The organism is Roseivirga seohaensis (assembly GCF_001592945.1).
In the GTDB taxonomy this organism is placed as follows: Bacteria; Bacteroidota; Bacteroidia; order Cytophagales; family Cyclobacteriaceae; genus Roseivirga; species Roseivirga seohaensis.
Genome location: NZ_LRPB01000049.1, coordinates 250,083 through 268,207, shown reverse-complemented (window position 1 = coordinate 268,207; position 18,125 = coordinate 250,083). Strand labels below are relative to the sequence as shown.

14 protein-coding genes and 1 tRNA gene are annotated in these 18,125 nt (G+C 40.9%); 9 read left to right on the top strand and 6 right to left on the bottom strand.

Annotated elements, in window-relative coordinates; all coding sequences use genetic code 11:
- Positions 1–88 precede the first annotated feature (88 nt).
- A complete protein-coding gene (locus tag AWW67_RS18035; RefSeq protein ID WP_062303541.1) occupies positions 89–1,042 on the bottom strand; it encodes a helix-turn-helix transcriptional regulator in 954 nt (317 codons plus the stop codon).
- A 143-nt stretch (positions 1,043–1,185) separates the two neighbouring features.
- Between AWW67_RS18035 and AWW67_RS18030 the strand changes: the two genes are divergently transcribed.
- Genes AWW67_RS18030 through AWW67_RS18020 form a run of 3 tightly spaced genes read left to right on the top strand, consistent with a single transcriptional unit; the run spans position 1,186 to position 2,578 of the window.
- Positions 1,186–1,764 carry a methyltransferase family protein gene (locus AWW67_RS18030; protein WP_062303539.1) on the top strand — a complete coding sequence of 193 codons (579 nt, stop codon included), beginning with the start codon at positions 1,186–1,188 and terminating at the stop codon, positions 1,762–1,764.
- Positions 1,761–1,961, top strand: a complete 201-nt coding sequence (locus AWW67_RS18025) for a hypothetical protein (protein WP_062303538.1) — start codon at positions 1,761–1,763, stop codon at positions 1,959–1,961. The genes AWW67_RS18030 and AWW67_RS18025 overlap by 4 nt, the downstream gene beginning before the upstream one ends.
- A gap of 44 nt (positions 1,962–2,005) precedes the next feature.
- Positions 2,006–2,578: a hypothetical protein gene (locus tag AWW67_RS18020; protein WP_062303536.1), complete on the top strand. Its 573-nt coding sequence runs from the start codon at positions 2,006–2,008 to the stop codon at positions 2,576–2,578.
- On the opposite strand, the gene AWW67_RS18015 is transcribed toward AWW67_RS18020, so the two are convergent.
- The 3 genes from AWW67_RS18015 to era all read right to left on the bottom strand — a co-directional run bounded on the left by AWW67_RS18015 (position 2,528) and on the right by era (position 5,519).
- Positions 2,528–3,217: a SprT family zinc-dependent metalloprotease gene (locus AWW67_RS18015; protein ID WP_176700080.1), complete on the bottom strand. Its 690-nt coding sequence runs from the start codon at positions 3,215–3,217 to the stop codon at positions 2,528–2,530. The genes AWW67_RS18020 and AWW67_RS18015 overlap by 51 nt on opposite strands.
- A 9-nt stretch (positions 3,218–3,226) precedes the next feature.
- The gene (gene der, locus AWW67_RS18010; protein ID WP_062303534.1) at positions 3,227–4,534 is read right to left on the bottom strand and encodes a ribosome biogenesis GTPase Der; all 1,308 of its coding nucleotides are present in this window, start codon (positions 4,532–4,534) and stop codon (positions 3,227–3,229) included.
- 97 nt (positions 4,535–4,631) lie between these two features.
- A complete protein-coding gene (gene era / locus AWW67_RS18005; RefSeq protein WP_062303532.1) occupies positions 4,632–5,519 on the bottom strand; it encodes a GTPase Era in 888 nt (295 codons plus the stop codon).
- 90 nt (positions 5,520–5,609) lie between these two features.
- On the opposite strand from era, the gene AWW67_RS18000 reads away from it, so the two are divergent.
- Positions 5,610–5,682, top strand: a tRNA-Met gene (locus tag AWW67_RS18000).
- A 159-nt stretch (positions 5,683–5,841) separates the two neighbouring features.
- Here the strand turns inward: AWW67_RS18000 and AWW67_RS17995 are convergent.
- Complete coding sequence (locus tag AWW67_RS17995; protein WP_062303530.1) at positions 5,842–7,578, bottom strand: UvrD-helicase domain-containing protein; 1,737 nt, start codon at positions 7,576–7,578, stop codon at positions 5,842–5,844.
- A 2-nt stretch (positions 7,579–7,580) separates the two neighbouring features.
- Positions 7,581–9,395, bottom strand: a complete 1,815-nt coding sequence (locus tag AWW67_RS17990) for an ATP-dependent nuclease (RefSeq protein ID WP_062303529.1) — start codon at positions 9,393–9,395, stop codon at positions 7,581–7,583.
- A gap of 139 nt (positions 9,396–9,534) precedes the next feature.
- On the opposite strand from AWW67_RS17990, the gene AWW67_RS17985 reads away from it, so the two are divergent.
- From AWW67_RS17985 to AWW67_RS17965, 5 genes are all read left to right on the top strand, one after another.
- The gene (locus tag AWW67_RS17985; RefSeq protein ID WP_062303525.1) at positions 9,535–10,113 is read left to right on the top strand and encodes a helix-turn-helix transcriptional regulator; all 579 of its coding nucleotides are present in this window, start codon (positions 9,535–9,537) and stop codon (positions 10,111–10,113) included.
- Between the two features lie 100 nt (positions 10,114–10,213).
- On the top strand, positions 10,214–13,042 hold the full coding sequence (locus AWW67_RS17980; protein WP_062303523.1) for a type I restriction-modification system subunit M: 2,829 nt from the start codon (positions 10,214–10,216) through the stop codon (positions 13,040–13,042).
- Complete coding sequence (locus tag AWW67_RS18645) at positions 13,033–14,328, top strand: restriction endonuclease subunit S (RefSeq protein WP_071387177.1); 1,296 nt, start codon at positions 13,033–13,035, stop codon at positions 14,326–14,328. Before AWW67_RS17980 ends, AWW67_RS18645 begins: the two co-directional genes overlap by 10 nt.
- Positions 14,325–17,402: a type I restriction endonuclease subunit R gene (locus tag AWW67_RS17970; RefSeq protein WP_062303522.1), complete on the top strand. Its 3,078-nt coding sequence runs from the start codon at positions 14,325–14,327 to the stop codon at positions 17,400–17,402. The genes AWW67_RS18645 and AWW67_RS17970 overlap by 4 nt, the downstream gene beginning before the upstream one ends.
- A complete protein-coding gene (locus AWW67_RS17965; RefSeq protein WP_062303520.1) occupies positions 17,392–18,120 on the top strand; it encodes a M48 family metallopeptidase in 729 nt (242 codons plus the stop codon). The genes AWW67_RS17970 and AWW67_RS17965 overlap by 11 nt, the downstream gene beginning before the upstream one ends.
- Positions 18,121–18,125 lie beyond the last annotated feature (5 nt).

Genomic DNA, 18,125 nt, shown 5'->3' with positions numbered 1-18,125 from the left:
AAAAAATTGATTATGCATCAAAGTAAGTGGCCACTAGTGACAACCCTATGTCAGTAGATTTTAGAAAAGGTTGATTTTTCTTATTTCATTAAACCGAATAACACTTCCTCAATTCTTCAATCCGCTCCTTTACCATAGCTGTAAGTTTTGCTGGAGAAATAATCTCGACCGCATCACCTAAAGTAAGCACCCATCGGGAAGTGTAGTTTAGGCTTGGCGTCAGAAATTTCATTTTAATGTGCGTTATACCCACTTCCTCACTCACAAAACCCTGACTGTATTTTTGTTCTGAAATATAGCGCGCCACGGTTTTATCAATGTTAATTACTACTTCTTGCAAGTCAGTACTAAAGGCAATTTCTTCTAAAAACTGACTAAAACTAGGCTGATGACCCGTATCATAAGTTTCATCTAGCTTTTCCAATTTCACTAACCGATCGACCCGAAAATCTCGAGGCGCTTGTCTTAACCTACAATAAGCAAGCAAATGCCATCTTCCTGCATAAAACACTAAGCCAATCGGCTCAATATCGCGGGTGGTAAAGTCACCTGAAAAGCTAGAATAATACCGAAAGCGCAATACCGATTTATCAATCAAGGCCTGCTGAATAGTGGCTAAAAAATTATTTGGGAAACCTTCCTTTTCTACCTGAGGCAAGTGCCGCACAACAATTTGGGATTCGAGCTTTTCTATTTCGTCCTTCTCGCTGCTCTTCAACACCGATTTAATTTTCAACATGGCCTCGGTAAAATTCTTTTTAATAGACACGTCAGTCTGCCCTTCAATTAGCTTTGCCCCCAATACCAAAGCATTGGCCTCTTGCTGCGTAAACATTACCGGAGGCAAGTGATAACCCTCCATTATGAAATAGCCTTTTCCAGCCTCTGCACCAATAGGCACACCAGCGTCTTCCAAAGCACGCACATCACGATAAACGGTTCGTAAGCTAATTTCAAAACGATTGGCAATCTCTTGGGCAGTAACCACTTTCTTAGATTGAAGTTGGACAAGAATTGCAGTAAGTCTGTCGATACGATTCATAGGTAGGTTTGGCTGTTAAAAAAATTAGTAAAACGAAGATAATCAATGCAGCTCATAAGACCCTTTCTAGAAAAAATAACATAATTCGCACAAGGTTTTAAACGGTTATTCAGGGCAAAAAATAATGACTATCATTGCCTAGTATGTTACTTAACCATTTGATCTTTTTTGGCTGCTGGGCATTGTTTTATACAATCCATAGCCTGTTGGCTTCAAACGGTTTTAAGAACAAAGTAGCTTTAAACCCTACAACATACCGGCTAATTTACAGCCTATTTTCTACCCTCAGTTTTGCTTTTATTTTACTACTGGGCGCCAGCATTTACAGCGCCTTTGTTTTGCCTCCCAGCCCAATCACTACATACATAGGCTTAATGTTAGCAACTTTTGGCCTTTTTGTCATCAAAAGGTCATTCAGAAACTATAGTCTTCGTGTATTTTTAGGCTTAAAAAAAGAAAGTCAATCAGACCAAACACTAAAAAAAGATAAGCTTCAATCAAAAATTCGCCACCCTTTATACACCGGCACAATTCTGCTTTTTCTAGGCTATTTTATTTATAATCCACTTTTGGTCAACCTCGTCAGCTTAGTGGCACTGCTGGCTTACCTTCCTTTTGGTATTCGATTGGAAGAAAAAAAACTCATTCAACAATTTGGGGATGAATATCTTGAATATAAGAAAAGCACCCCTGCACTTTTTCCAAAGATCAAATTCTCATGAAACGACAAACCATTGTAAAGCTAGCTTCTGCTGTCGCTATTTCAGGTGTCCTACTGGTCATAGGTACGCTGCTTTCTCGATTAATTTTCCATATTGAAACTTCTGAAAAAAATACGCTTTTAATCATTGGTTTCACAATGATGCTGTTAGGCACTCTTTGGAAAGTAGTTATGGAAATGAATAGTAGAGAGGATTAAACACCACTTTTGGAACAAAATTCTCCTAAGGTTGTTTTGCTCCTATGCACACCATTGAACCTCACTACGGCTGGCTCAAATACTACAATGTAGCGGAAGACAAGAATTCTCCATACGATGGAAAAAGTTACAACTTCGATTTGTATTCCGATACCATTTATGGCTACTATATCGATCCGCATTGGGACTTTATGGGATCGGAAACGCTCTACATCAAAGTGCTTTATGCCGATTACGATAGAGGTTTTATGGTGATTGAATTTATTGGGGAATGGAATGATGCGCTGAACAACGACATTATGCACCTCAAACGAAATATCATCGATCATTTTACCCCTTTAGGGATTAATAAATACATTTTAATTGGTGAAAACGTACTCAACTTCCATGGCTCTGATGATAGTTATTACGAAGAGTGGTTTGAAGATGTGGAAGAAGGATGGATTTGCGGCATCAACTTCAGAGATTTTGTAGTGGACGAAATGAGAGTATATAATGTAGACAACTACTTAAACTTTGGTGGCGACTTGGATATTGAAAACTGGCGAACCCTAAAGCCAGAACTTTTATTCGAAAAGGTTGATTTGATTATTAGCCGTAGAATTGACCTTCTTTGATTTCTTAGTAGGAACTACTTTTGGCGATTCGGAAGTTGCTTCTTTATTGACCGGACTGATTTCAGCAATTTGAGAAATAAGATATCGCTTATTATTGGCCAAGTCCAAACATAAAGCCCGTGTTCTTTTCACCTCTAGCTTTCTGAATTTCCTTTTTCTCAAGAAAAACTCCTCACCTATAATCACAGATTCAAGAATTGGCTGCGAAGCAGTATGAACATCATATTGTGCGAGTACCTTCACCAATTTCGGGTCGGCTGCTGTGCTCGCTTTGGGGTTCTTCATATGTTTAGCCAAAACACGAAGCACATCGTCAGGAAAAACGCTTGGATTGAGCATGGGTAACATCAACTCCTGATATTTGCTTTTCCACTGCACACCATGCGGCAACTGTCGCGACCGAGGTTTATGCACCACCCTGTGCGCCACTTCATGGATGTAGGTAATCAGAAACTGATAAGGATTAAGATCGGTATTAACGGTAACGGTATGCGATTGTGCTCTTGGGTCGTAGCGGTAATCCCCCAATTTCGAAAGCCTTTTTCTATTTACCTTAAATTGAAAAGGGTAAAGTTTCCAAAGCTTAATACAATACTCGATTGCGGCTTCAGGAACCTTACCCTCCAACTTTGACCTCACATTTTTCACCTATTTCTGCCTAAATACAAGCTTCATAGGTACTCCATCAAACTCGAAATGCTCTCTGAGTTTATTCTCTAAAAAGCGCTCGTAAGGCTCCTTAATGTATTGAGGAAGGTTACAGAAAAACGCAATCGTTGGTGTTCTTGTAGGCAGTTGAGTAACATACTTAATTTTGATGTGCTTGCCTTTCAAGGCTGGTGGCGGATAATGATCAATCTCGCGAAGCATGATATCATTCAGCTTAGAAGTAGAGATTTTACGCTCACGATTTTCATTTACCTTCACCGCTAATTCTATGGCCTGAAATATTCTTTGTTTTTCTGTAACCGAAGTGAAAATCTTTGGAATCCAAGTTAACTGACCCAGTTTATCATCTAAATCGGCCGTGAATTTCTTCATGGTATTTGAATCTTTTTCAATCAAATCCCACTTGTTAATCATAAGCATAATGCCCTTTCGGTACTTTATTGCCAAGCTCACAAGGTTCATGTCTTGCGCTTCCAAACCACGTTCGGCATCAATCATAATTACACAAACATCTGAATCTTGTAAGGCCTGTAAAGCACGCATTACAGAATAGAATTCAATGTCTTCGTGAACTTTAGATTTCTTTCGAATTCCGGCAGTGTCAGTCAGAATAAAATCCTGACCAAACAGAGTATAACGTGTATTGATGGAATCGCGCGTAGTACCAGCAACATCCGTAACGATGGTTCTTTCTTTACCTAATAAGGCGTTGATGAAAGAAGATTTTCCAGCATTTGGACGCCCCAAAACTGCAATTCTAGGAATTCCATCATCTGGCCCTTCGATACCATCTTCTTCAAAGTGTTTTACCACTTCATCAAGAAGTTCGCCTGTTCCTGCACCACTAGCCGCAGAAATAGGGAAAATATCTCCCAATCCGAGTGCATAAAAATCATTGGACATATAGTGGTAATCGGTGTTGTCGGCCTTATTAGCCACCACCAAAACAGGCTTTTTCAACCCCCTCACAATTCTAGCAAATTCTTTATCTAACGGGTTTAAGCCCGAATGGCAATCGGTCATAAATAGAATTACTGATGCCTCTTCCATGGCCTCAGCTACTTGGGTTCTGATGGCTCCTTCAAACACATCTTCTGATCCAGTAACATAACCTCCAGTGTCAATCACTGTAAAATATTTACCGATCCAATCTGCGTAACCGTAGTGTCTGTCGCGGGTAACGCCACTTTCGTTATCCATGATCGCCTGCCGTCTTTCTACCAAACGATTGAATAAAGTCGATTTACCTACGTTAGGCCTCCCTACAATTGCAACTATATTTGCCATTTTGATTTCAAATTTTTAATGTTCGATCTAAGATTGATCTTGGGTTTATGCATTTATCGCCAACCACCCCAAACTGTTATTCTTACTTTGTTACTCGTTAATTTAAGTAACCAAAGCGTTTTAATTTCGCTTCCTTTTTTCGCCAGTCCTTCTCTACTTTCACATGGGTTTCAAGAAATATCTTCTTCCCAAAGAAAATTTCCAAATCCTCTCGTGCTGCCGTACCCACTTTTTTAAGCGATTCGCCTTTATGCCCAATCACGATTCCTTTTTGACTATCGCGCTCTACATAAATATCGGCCGAGATGCGAATAATATTTTCGTCTTCTTTAAAAGAAGTAGTCACCACCTCGCAACTATAAGGAATTTCCTTTTTGTATTGTTTGAAGATTTTTTCACGAATCATTTCATCCACGAAAAAACGTTCAGGTTTATCGGTTAGAGTATCTTTCGGAAAGTAAGCAGGGTGCTCTGGCAAGTGCTCAATAATTTTCTCAAACACGCCTTCAATTCCAATATTTTCTAAAGCCGAAACCATTACTATATCATGGAAGTCCATGAGCTCTTTCCAATAAGCTACTTTATCTTCAGCTTGAGATCCTTTAGCCAAGTCAATTTTATTCATCACCAAAATCACCGGCACCTTCACTTCCTTCAAGTAATCGATCACTTTTTCACCTTCATATTTCTCGTAAAGGTCGGTAACAAATAAAATAAGGTCTGAATCTTCGAAAGAACTGGTCACAAAACGCATCATAGTTTCGTGGAGTTCATATTCTGGTTTAATAATCCCAGGAGTGTCGGAATAAATGATTTGAAAATCATCTCCACTCAAGATTCCCATAATCCTATGACGGGTAGTCTGCGCTTTTGAAGTAATAATTGAGAGTCTTTCACCTACCATCGCATTCATTAAAGTAGATTTACCAACATTTGGTTTACCTATAATGCTCACATAACCAGCCTTGTGCGGACGACTCTCCATGAATTTTTAAATTAGTTCGCAAAGGTACTTGTTTAGAATGGATTTATCACCTACTTTTGTATTCCACTTCAGAAAAGCTGAAGGATATATCGCGGGATGGAGCAGTTGGTAGCTCGTTGGGCTCATAACCCAAAGGTCGCAGGTTCGAGTCCTGCTCCCGCTACTAAAAACCCTCTGATTATCAGAGGGTTTTGTTGTTTTAAGGCCTTTATGAAAAGCTTGATCGAAGCTTGTAAAAACATAGTAAAAACATTAAACCTATTTAATCTCTCTCAAGGCCATTTTGATTTAGTGCAAAAATACTTCTGAATCGGGTGTACAATTACAATAATGGGCAAGAATCGTAGCTTGGGGTGAGTATGGTCGTGTTCTTCATTGCTCTGGTAACAGCTACTCTCAGTGCCAATTTGGCTTGATCAGTGTCTCGATCATTTGCATTCTGTCTAAGAATTTTATCTCTATATCTGCTAGGCCCCTCATATATAATGACTTCATCAAATTCTTTGCCCTTAGCTGCATGCATGGTCATAACATGAACACCCTTCCAAGTTGTGATCGTCGAAGAGAAATGCTCCTGGATTAAAGCATTGCTAATAAGTGAGGAAGCACCATTATAGCTACCATTTGTGCGCCAAAGATCACTTAGACCTGAATTTAGAACTGTACCTTTTCTTAACAACCGTAAATATCTGGCATCTTCGCCAACCTGTTTAATCTCTGGGCTGGTGGAATTCTGAAGTAATTTTCTAACTAAAATCCAATCATCACCTGGAATTCCAGAAAATCGAAATTCTTGTACTTCCTCCGCTATACGAGTAACCTCAGCTATGAGAAGCTGACGATTTTTTCCTCTGATATTTCCTGTTTCAATATAATTTCTTATTGCCTCTGAAAGTTGCAATTTGGCTTGTGCAGGTGCGGTATTTCCACCCCTACCTCGAATATGTGCATCTAAATCGGCAAGACAATTTTTTACTAAACCATCGTGGAGGCTTTCCTTTCCTATTAAACGTGCAATCAAAACTGCAGCTAAAGAAGGTCCAGCCATTTCCAAGAGAACATCGTGTCCAATTATTGGAAGCCTTCGATTTCCAAATGTCTGTTCTTCACTCAAAAAATCTGAAACTGTTGTCATAAGATTTTTTGTAGGAACCAGAATAGCAAGGGACCAGCTTTCCCTATTTTCTACTGATAACTTTCGAATACGGCTTATGACCTCAGTTTTTAAAGGTATATGTGGGGGGTTATAATATCTATACTGGATACACCTAACATTGTTGTACGTATTATTTCTATTAGCTCCCGTTAAAAGGTCATTCCCAAAGCGTGTAATATCAGTACCAAAACTCCTGTGATTTTCGTTACCAAAATCAAACTGTTCGGGGGCATAGACATCTATGTATTGACCTACTCTTGCTGGGTCTGCCCCTCTAAACCCATAAATTCGTTGTTCTAGGTCTGCTAAAGCAATTAAGGTGCTTCTTTTTCCAAGCTCTTGTATAAAACTCCATTCATCTCCGTTTGTATCCTGAAATTCATCAAGGATTATTACAGGGTATTTTTTGCATATAATGGAGGAAAGTTTCTCACTTCTTGTTAGAAGTTGGGCGCACGTATGGGCGAATAGATCAAAATGAAGCAAGCCATCCTCATTTAATAATCGCAATTTTTCTCTATCCCGATCTTCATTGGTAAATGGAGCTAATATAGCTCCGGCCTCAGGAGGAGTTAATAATTTTAGCCTTGAGTCATTTATCAAATAACCATGACTTCTTAATAACCCCCAGATAAAGCCATGATAGGTATTGATCTCCAACCATTTTTTGTTAATCGGATTAAGCATTCCTTTTGCTTTTTCCTCAACTCTAGAAATGGTTGCTCTTGCAAAGCTCAAGAACAAGATTTTTTGATGATTGCCTAAGCCTTCTGTGATGAGTTTTTCAGCTTTAAGCAATGCAATAGTTGTTTTACCGGAACCCGGTCCACCCAAAACCAATAGATGTCCATCCTGGTCTAGTAGTCTTCTTTTTTCTACAGATAGATCAAATATTTCTGGCATATTTATTCAGCCGCTTGAGCCTCGTCATGATCTAGATCAGCAGCATCTTCAGCCTTGGGATCAACAATATTTTTGATGGCTTCTAAGGTGCTTTTTACATATTCAGGTATTTCATGTATGCTACATATGCTGAACAAATCAGCTGCAGTTCCCGAACCCTTAGACCAATTAAAATATCTTTTAAGAGTTTCTTTTAAGTCCTCAAATGACATTTCTTCCGTTGGAGTCCGGTCAGTTAAATGAGGAGGCCACTCATCAATTTCAACTAAGGATAATGCAAATTTTCTTAATCCACTTTCCGCAGTTTGATTTAAAACAACCTTTTCAAACTTATCTTCAGGAGCCTCATATGGATGATCAATTACAGCTTCAATTGCGGCTCTACTTTCATCGGTTTGCTGATCAAATACACCAAAGACCTCTTTACCTAAGTCTTTATAAAATTTTCCTAGTGGTTCAATTTGGGAATCTGTTTCTGCATTAATCACAGCTATGCCTAAAGCCTCTAGAGAAGTGTATTTATCAGAGTCGAGATCATTAAGTCTTCTTGCTGCGGTAGTGAAAGCCTCATATTCTGTTCTCCCTTCAGCAATTAAAACACGCCGAGCTAACAAGGTTTCACAAAATCGCCTTTTAAACTCTTCTCTATATTTTTTTGGTTTAACTGCTGGTGGATATTTTGCTATTGATCCTGTTAATTCACCGCCTGTTTTCTTAACCACAAGGATATTTTGAGGGTCGAACTCTTCTAATACGTATGGAGAATGAGAAGTGAAAATAGCTTGAGCTGACTTACCCGTTACACTGTTTACAATGCGCTTTTGGGTATGTGGTGGGATTGCAATTTCTGGCTCTTCCATAGCAAAAATTACATTTTGTTTTAGTTCCGCAATCATTGTTAGGAGAGATAAAACGAGGGTGTTAATTGTTCCCGTTCCTTGGTGTTGAAATGGCGCTGCATATTCAGTCTCATCATCAACCATAGCCCCTGTTCCCATAAATACTGTTAAAAGCTTTCTTAGATGGACTCGTGTAAGGTCAGAAACACGCAAATGTGGATCAACAGCCCACTCAGAGGGTACAAATGAGCGCACACTCTTTTGAACTTTTTCTAGGATAGGGGATATTCCAATTTCAGGGTTTTCAGCAATTGGGATTTGTCTTAATTCACTTAAGATATCTTCCCACATTTTGGGTCTTAATTCTTGAAGGCGCAGTATTACATCTAATAGAGATCCTTTTTCTAAACTTAATGCTCGTGATCCTGTGCGAAGAGTTCGAAGAAAAAGAAAACCACAAATGCGCTTATCGCTTCGACCAAACTTTGTAAATGTTTCATCCTCCAGCTGCGGGGATGAAAAGTATGTTTCTCCAAAAAAATCGTCCTCTTCTTCATCATAGTAGCCAATAAAATGAATCCTTAAAGCAGCCTTGACATTATCTTGATCCGTAGCATTGGCAGGCGGGCCTTCTAGTAGACTTTTAGAATTGGAATCCCACCATTCAAGATTGTTACTAAAACGAGTTTCTTGATCTTCATTAAGGTCATTTACAATTACCTCAATTTTGATTTTCGGGTTTTCAATATCCTCATCTTCTAATTCTGATGGAGAAATATACTTTCCAGCATAAAAATCATGTTCATCAATTACCGGATAGCGAGATAACCGCTCAGGTCCTAAAACTAGGTCAATTGCCTCAAGAACAGTGGATTTTCCAGTATTGTTATCTCCAACAAGCACTGTATTACCATTAAAATATAATTCGGCTTTCTCAATGCCTCTGAAATTCTCAATTTTCAGTTTTGTTATCTTCATGACAAATATTTCTATCCAATTCTCCTTTTATGCCCCATTTCTTCTCTCCATAGTACTCTTGAGATTGAAGGTAATCATTATTCGCAAAGTATCGTAAACAATACGTATTAATATTGATACTTTTTCTTATGTTTGATGTATGGGACTAAGATTTGAATTTGGAGCTTTTCTCAAGTCAATCCGGGAGGAACACTTGATTTCACAAGACTTACTTGCAGAAAACTCCGGTTTGTTGAGACACCAGATTATTGCAATTGAGAAAGGGAAGTCAAATTATACAATAGACAATCTCTTCAAGTACATGCACGGCCTTAAAGTTTCGTCAATCAACTTGGAAGCCCTGAATGAAATATTTGAATTTGAATTAACTGGAAGTTCTATGACACTAGAAAAGATAAGAGAAAAAATTGCGGAAGACCTTCAGTTTCACCCTGCTTGGGAAGAAGAGCTGAACAATTCAGAACCTGGCCACTATGGTATAATTGACAGCGAGGTTGAACTCAACTCGGGTGACGTATTTGTTAACATACCACAACGATCATTTACGTTTAAGAATGCTCAGTTTCACTTTACACTAAATCTCATGAGTACTAGCGATGGTATTAAACATAGTAGCTTTAAAGTTGCCGATGGAAGAGGGACATTTCTCTTTGTAGAGGGTGATGACATTGAAATTGAAGATTTAATAATAGAGGTTGATCTCGATTTGATGGCTTAACGGGCTAAAAAGGGCCAAAGCCTAATTAGTTTAAAAAACTTGTTTCGGTAGAAATAAAAATGCAATCTGTTCATAAACAAAATGAGTGTAAAGAGTTGAAATGGCAATAAAGAAATCACAATTATACAGCACACTCTGGGAAGGTTGTAATGCCTTGAGGGCATCCGGTGGAATGGATTATGCCCAATTCAAGGATTACGTGTTGACCATGCTTTTTATCAAATACGTATCTGATAAATACGCTGGCAAGGATGGGCTAATCACAATTCCTGAGGGAGCAACATTTGAAGACATGGTTGCACTCAAAGGACAGAAAGACATTGGTGATAAGATCAACAAGCAAATCATCCGCCCTATTTTCCGCGAAAATGGATTGGAAGGTTCTGTAGAACTGGTTGACTTCAATGATGATGATAAGCTGGGGAGCGACAAAGAGAAGGTTGACCTTCTTGATGACCTTATAAGGATATTCGAAAACCCAGCCCTCAACTTCAAAAACAACCGGGCAGAAGACGATGACATCCTTGGAGATGCTTACGAATTTTTGATGCGACATTTCGCCTCTGAGTCTGGAAAGAGTAAGGGGAATTTCTATACTCCTGCTGAGGTTTCCAGAGTATTGGCCAAGATCATTGACATTGAGAAAGCCGAATCTTCTGATTTCTCTGTTTATGACCCTACCTGTGGTTCAGGCTCACTGCTCCTAAAAGTCGCTATGGAATCCGACCGACACTTATCGCTTTACGGTCAGGAAAAAGAAAGCTCAGTAAAAAGTCTGGCCATCATGAACATGTGGATGCATGGCTACGAGGATGCTATCATCAAAAAAGGCAACACCATTGCCCGACCGGATCACAAAGAAAAAGACGGTTCACTCAAACGCTTTGACCGTGTAGTGGCTAATCCTCCTTTCTCCGTAAAGAACTGGAGTCAGGGCATCACACCTTTGGATGATGAGTTTAAGCGATTCATTCACTATGGTGTGCCACCTGATAAAAACGGTGACTATGCCTTCTTACTGCATATTATCGCTTCGCTCAAAGGCACAGGTAAAGCAGCGGTGATCTTGCCTCACGGTGTATTGTTTAGAGGCAATGCGGAAGCCGACATTCGCCAAAACCTTATTGAACGCAAATACATCAAAGGCATCATCGGTTTACCCCCAAATATGTTCTACGGTACGGGTATTCCGGCATGCATCATTGTCATAGACAAAGAGAATACCGACACACGCACAGGCATCTTTATGATAGATGCCAGCAAAGGCTATTTGAAAGACGGAAACAAGAACAGGCTCAGAGAGCAGGACATCCATAAGATTGTAGATGTATTTAACTCTCAAAAGCCGCTTGTTAAATATTCTCGATTTGTTCCATTTGATGAAATCAAAACCAACGAGTACAACTTGAACATTCCTCGATACATCGATACGCAGGAAGATGAGGATATTCAGGATTTGGATGCACATATCAACGGTGGTATTCCGCAGCGAGATGTGGATGGCATGAATCCATATTGGCAAGTATATCCAAGCCTAAAAACCGAGCTATTTGAAGAAGTGAGACCGGGTTACAATGCTTTGAAAGCAGAAGCAACTGCCATCAAAGAGGCCATTTTCAGCCATCAGGAGTTTAAAGCGTACCGCAAGGAAATGGATAAACTCTTCGAGAGCTGGAAAACCAAAAACACACCCACGCTGAAAGGCATCAATGAAGAAACCTCTCCTAAGCAACTCATACACGCTATTGCGGAGGATCTGCTAACCGAATACTCAGATAAAGCATTAGTAGATCGCTACGACATGTACCAGCACCTGATGGACTTTTGGCTGGACATCATGAAGGATGATACCTACATGATCATTGAAGATGGCTGGATAGCCAAACTCCACATTGTGAAGCAGACCAAAAAGGAAACGGTGTACGATTGCGACCTTGTGCCAAAGCATCTAGTGGTCAACCGATACTTTCCTGTAGACCTGAAAGCCATACAAGCCAAGGAATCAGAAAAGGAAGCGAAGGAGAATGACTTTACTACCCTCTTGGCGGACAATACAGGTGAGGAAGCCATTTTTGAAGATGTTGAAAACGGTAAAGTCTCCAAAGCGGAACTCAATGAGAAACTGGACGAATACCAGGACTTAGCTTTTGCCACTCACTTCCCTGAGCATTTTAAAGAATATCAGGCCACACAGGAAGACCTGGAAAAATGCACCACTTCCATTCGAGAGATGCTGGAAGGTGAACTCTGGGGAACCTTCTTCGAAAAGCTCACAAATGCTAAAGGCAAGCTGGTAAAAGGAAGCATTCAGGAGCGCATTCTTGAGCTGCAAAGACAAATAACGATTTCTGACCTGCCCGAGCAATACAAGGAAAAAGTAGCCCCGATTAAGAAGAACAAATTTGAGTCCTTAGCTTGGGAAAAAGGCATTCAACACCCTTGGTTCGAGGAACTGGATGTACACTACCACTACCTATCCCTGCTGAGTGAGCAGGCGAGCCTGCGCAAAGAAGCCAAAAAGCAGCGTGATGTACTCCTCACCAAGCTGAAAGGCATCATGCCAACTGATGGTGAGTACATACCGGAAATCAAGACCATTGAAAAGCTGATGGCCTTACAGGAAGAAATCAATCAGCTATCCAGTAAAATCAAAGAAGCCTACGCTGCATTGGAGGATAAGACCATCCGCAAATACGGAGAACTCACTGAGGTGGAAGTACAAACCTTGGTAGTGGATGATAAGTGGATGACTACCCTTAGCACCAACATACAAGCCGAGATAGATGAAATCTCTCAGCGATTGACCGGAAGGATCAGGGAACTGGCAGAACGCTATGACAGTACGCTGGGCGATTTAGGTAAGTCCGTGACTGACTATGAAAGTAAGGTAAACCAACACCTCTTAAAAATGGGAATAGCATGGAACTAAGAGAAGGCTATAAAAAAACGGAAGTTGGGATTATCCCGAATGAATGGACTCCAAAAACCTACGGAGAACTATTCCAATTTCTAACCACCTCTTCGTTTTCAAGAGATGAGCTTTCCGAGGAAGGTGATGTTCGGTGTGTACACTACGGTGACTTACACACCAAGTATCACCAGTTCTTAGACTTCAGTAATGGCTTCAATTCTTTCATTGATTTAGATCGAGGCAAGAAATATCCATTTGTTAAAGATGGGGATATTATCATGGCGGATGCTTCTGAGGATTACTCTGGTATTGGCAAAAGCGTTGAGGTAAAAAACTTAGGCGATAAGCTAGCTATTTCAGGCTTACACACCTTCTTATTGAGAGATAAGAATGGTGATTTTGAAGACGGATTTAAAGCTTACATCCACAGCATGGCACCAGTCAAGAAAAGCATGGATCGCTTGGCTACTGGTCTCAAAGTGTATGGTGTTTCAAAAGCAAATTTGAAGACCGTCTTAGTTCCCGTTCCACCTCCTGAGGAACAAAAAGCCATAGCTACTGCCCTCAGTGATGTAGATACCCTCATCACCAATCTAGACAAGCTCATTGCCAAAAAGAAAGCCATCAAACAGGGAGCCATGCAACGACTGCTTAAATCTCCCGCTCAAGGTGGTCAGCGGTTGCCGGGTTTTGAGGGTGAGTGGACATTCCAATCATTAGGTGAACTAACTACGAAGATTGGCAGTGGTATCACACCTAAAGGTGGCTCAACCGTTTACAAAGAGTTTGGTCGACCATTTGTAAGAAGTCAAAATATTGGTTGGGGGAAATTACTGTTGAATGATTTAGTATTTATTACAGATGAAATCCATGCAACATTTCCGAATACTGAAATATTTGAGAACGATGTTTTCTTAAATATATCAGGAGCTTCCATTGGTAGAAGTGCCATGGCCAATGAAATTCTTTCAGGTGGTAACGTGAATCAGCATGTATGCATAATTCGACCTAAGTCGGAACAATTAGATCCAACTTTTCTTAGTGCATTTCTTCTTTCAAAAGACGGACAAAAACAAATAGACAGTTTCCAATCAGGTGGAAATCGTGAAGGCCTCAATATTGGTCAAATTAGGACATTTGAAATTCCTTTACCTCCAACAATAGATGAACAGAAGGCAATTGCTTCAATCCTTTCTGATATGGACAAAGAGATCGAATCACTAGAAACGAAAAAATCAAAATACCTCCGCATCAAACAGGGCATGATGCAGGAGCTTTTAACAGGTAAAACCCGATTAGTATGAGCAAAAAAATCGGCAAAACAGAACGGCCAAGTCAAGACAGAATAGTCAAGCTATTCAAGGAAATGGGCTACACTTATTTAGGTGATTGGCAGGAAGAAGTGCGTGCCCTTCCCATTGAGGAGGATCGGCTCTATCGCTTTTTAACAGATAAGCAAGGCTACTCTTCGGTGTTGGCCAAGAAAGCCATTGAAAAGCTGGTGCTCACTGCCTCCGATCTCTCAGAGGGATTGTACACCACCAACAAGAAGATTTACCGTCTCTTGCGCTACGGTGTTACCGTCAAAGAAGAATTGGGTCAGCTCAACGAAACTGTTTGGCTGGTCGATTGGTCTAACCCATCTGTCAATGACTTTGCCATAGCCGAGGAAGTGACCGTAAGAGGCAAAAACACCAAACGCCCGGATATTGTCATCTATGTGAATGGCATTGCACTTGGAGTGTTAGAACTAAAGCGTAGCAAAGTAGGTATTGAGCAAGGCATTCGTCAGAACCTCGACAACCAAAAGGCTGAGTTCATCCAAAAGTTCTTCACTACCATGCAGTTTGTGATGGCCGGGAATGATACTGAGGGTTTACGCTACGGAACCATCGAAACACCTGAGAAGTACTACCTGGCATGGAAAGAAGATTGTGAAAGGGAGTTTGATTATTCCGTAGATCGCCAACTCTTCCAACTCTGTGAGAAAAGCCGATTCCTCAACATCATTCACGACTTTGTTGTATTTGATAAAGGAACTAAGAAGCTATCACGGCCCAATCAATTCTTTGGCATCACAGCCGCCCAGCAACATGTAAGAGACCGTGCAGGCGGTATCTTATGGCATACACAAGGCAGTGGTAAAAGCTTGATGATGGTGATGCTGGCCAAGTGGATTCATGAAAATGTAACGGACAGCCGTGTACTCATCATCACAGACCGTGACGAGCTGGATAAACAGATTGAAGGCAAGTTCATTGACAATGAAGAAAAGATTTACCGCACCAAAAGCGGCAAAGACTTATTGGACAAGCTGAATGTAAAAGACCATTGGCTGATCTGTAGCCTGATCCACAAGTTTGGCCGACAGGCAGAGGCAACTGATGAAGACCTGGACAAATACATCGAGGAATTGAAAAAAAGCCTTTCCAGCGATTTCAAAGCTAAAGGAGACATCTATGTATTTGTAGATGAGTGCCACCGTACACAGTCAGGCAAGCTCCATGAAGCCATGAAGCTCATATTGCCGAATGCACTCTTCATAGGTTTCACTGGCACACCCCTACTCAAAAAAGACAAGCAAAAGAGCATTGAGGTCTTTGGACCTTACATCGGTAATCCCTACAAATTCGATGAGGCTGTAGAAGATGGAGTGGTATTGGATTTACTTTATGAAGCCCGAGATGTAGAGCAGTTCATCACCGATCAGCAGAGCATTGATGATTGGTTTGATGCCGAAACCAAAGGCATGAACGATCTGGCCAAGATCGAACTCAAAAAGAAATGGGGAACCATGCAAAAAGTGCTCGGTTCCAAGTCCAGATTAGAAAAGATCGTTTTTGATATTGTCAAAGACTTCAAAATCAAGCCTCGCCTTTCCAGTGGTGACGGTAACGCCATGCTGGTTTCAGGCAGCATTTACCAGGCTTGTAAATACTATGAGTTGTTCCAAAACTCAGGATTTAAGGAATGTGCCATTATCACCTCATATGAGCCTTCGGTCAAAGACCTCAAAGGAGAGGAAACCGGAGAAGGCGCACCCACAGATAAGCTGATGCAATACGATGTGTATCAGCGAATGCTCAATGGCAAAAGCCCTGAAGAATTTGAAGACACGATAAAGAACACTTTCATCAAAGAACCTGCAAAGATGAAATTGCTCATCGTGGTAGATAAACTATTGACAGGCTTCGATGCTCCATCCGCCACATACCTCTACATTGATAAGAAAATGCAGGATCACGGCTTATTCCAGGCCATTTGCCGTGTAAACAGAGTTGATACAGATGATAAGGATTACGGCTATGTAGTGGATTACAAAGATTTATTCGACAGTCTGAGAAAGTCCATTAAAGACTATACCTCCGCAGCTTTTGATGACTTTGATCTGGATGATGTGCATGGCTTGCTGTCTGACCGCTACGAAAAAAGCAGGGAAAGACTGGATGATGCCTTAGATGCTGTTCGTGCATTGTGCGAGCCAGTACACCCGAAAGACGAACCGAATTTCATTCGTTTCTTCTGTGGTAATACCGAAAACAAGGATGACCTGAAAAACACGGAACAAAAGCGTTTAACGCTTTACAAGCTCACAGTTTCACTCATTCGTGCTTATGCCAACCTTGCCAACGAAATGCATAAGGCAGGTTACTCCAAGGCAGAAGCAGACAAGATCAAAGAGGAAGTTGACTTCTACGCCAATTTGAGAGAAACCATCAAAGTAGCCAGTGGTGATAAAGTGGATTTAAAACGCTTTGAACCGGGTATGCGCCAGCTGATGGACATGTATTTGGCAGCCAATCCGAGCCGCAAAATCTCCGACTTTGACAACCAGAGTTTGGTGGACTTGATTGTAAAGGTCACAGAGGGAGACTCAGAAGGTAATGCCTGGAATGACCCTGCTGGTGACTACAAATCAAAAGCGGATCGCAAGCGTGAGGAGGCCATCGCTGAAATCATTGAAAACAACATGCGTAAAGTGATCATTGAGGAGCAGCCTACCAACCCCAAGTATTTTGAGAAAATGTCTCAGTTGTTGGATGAACTCATCGAACAACGCAAACGGGAAGCAATGGCTTATGAAGCCTACCTCAAAAAGATAAAGGAACTGGCTGGTATGATCGACAAACCATCCGAAACCAACAGCTATCCAAAATCATTAACCACCAGAGCAAAAAGAGCACTTTACGACAATTTGGACGGTAACGAAGTATTGGCCTTAGCATTGGACAACCTGATCCAAAGCACCAAGCTGGACGATTGGCGAGATGGTGGCATCCGTGAAAAGAAGCTCATGTTGGCCGTAAAGGATCTGATCAAAGACCAGGCTCAGACAGATGAATTAATGAAAATAATCAAGGCACAAGATGAGTACTAGCATCGAGCAATTACATATCGCTAACCTTGATATTGATGTCATCAGAAAAGACATCAAAAACATGCACCTTGCGGTATATCCTCCTACCGGAAGGATTCGCCTTGCGGCTCCCTCCCGTACGGATGATGAAGTGATACGTTTATTTGCCATCTCTAAGCTGGCATGGATCAAACGCCACATCAAAAACTTCAAGTCCCAGGCCAGAGAAACTCCAAGGGATTTTGTCTCAGGTGAAAGCCACTACTTTCAGGGCAGACGCTATCTGATCAATGTGATAGAGCATGATGGCCGTAACAAAGTGGAAATCAAAAACCATAAGGAGATCAACCTTTTTGTAAAGAATGGTGCAAGCAAATCAGAAAAAGCTAAGGTGTTCAAAGAGTGGTACAGAAAAGAACTAAAGGCTCAGATTCCTGAAATCATAGAGAAATGGGAAAAAGTAATGGATGTAAAAGCCCAGGCATGGGGTGTGAAACACATGCGCACCAAATGGGGAACCTGCAACACCATTGAGAAGCGTATTTGGATCAATCTGGAATTAGCGAAGAAGCCTAAGAATTGCCTGGAATACATCATCGTGCATGAATTGGTACATCTACTCGAAAGAAGCCACAATGACCGCTTCATTGCATTGATGAATAAGTTCATGCCCAAATGGAGGGCACACAGAGACGAATTAAACAAGCTACCCGTATCGCATACGGATTGGGGATATTAAAACTT

Bases quoted from the DNA above. Each gene is read 5' to 3' on its own strand.
- AWW67_RS18035 (WP_062303541.1), bottom strand. From the start codon at position 1,042: ATGAATCGTATCGACAGACTTACTGCAATTCTTGTCCAACTTCAATCT.
- AWW67_RS18030 (WP_062303539.1), top strand. From the start codon at position 1,186: ATGTTACTTAACCATTTGATCTTTTTTGGCTGCTGGGCATTGTTTTAT.
- AWW67_RS18025 (WP_062303538.1), top strand. From the start codon at position 1,761: ATGAAACGACAAACCATTGTAAAGCTAGCTTCTGCTGTCGCTATTTCA.
- AWW67_RS18020 (WP_062303536.1), top strand. From the start codon at position 2,006: ATGCACACCATTGAACCTCACTACGGCTGGCTCAAATACTACAATGTA.
- der (WP_062303534.1), bottom strand. From the start codon at position 4,534: ATGGCAAATATAGTTGCAATTGTAGGGAGGCCTAACGTAGGTAAATCG.
- era (WP_062303532.1), bottom strand. From the start codon at position 5,519: ATGGAGAGTCGTCCGCACAAGGCTGGTTATGTGAGCATTATAGGTAAA.
- AWW67_RS17995 (WP_062303530.1), bottom strand. From the start codon at position 7,578: ATGCCAGAAATATTTGATCTATCTGTAGAAAAAAGAAGACTACTAGAC.
- AWW67_RS17990 (WP_062303529.1), bottom strand. From the start codon at position 9,395: ATGAAGATAACAAAACTGAAAATTGAGAATTTCAGAGGCATTGAGAAA.
- AWW67_RS17985 (WP_062303525.1), top strand. From the start codon at position 9,535: ATGGGACTAAGATTTGAATTTGGAGCTTTTCTCAAGTCAATCCGGGAG.
- AWW67_RS17980 (WP_062303523.1), top strand. From the start codon at position 10,214: ATGGCAATAAAGAAATCACAATTATACAGCACACTCTGGGAAGGTTGT.
- AWW67_RS18645 (WP_071387177.1), top strand. From the start codon at position 13,033: ATGGAACTAAGAGAAGGCTATAAAAAAACGGAAGTTGGGATTATCCCG.
- AWW67_RS17970 (WP_062303522.1), top strand. From the start codon at position 14,325: ATGAGCAAAAAAATCGGCAAAACAGAACGGCCAAGTCAAGACAGAATA.
- AWW67_RS17965 (WP_062303520.1), top strand. From the start codon at position 17,392: ATGAGTACTAGCATCGAGCAATTACATATCGCTAACCTTGATATTGAT.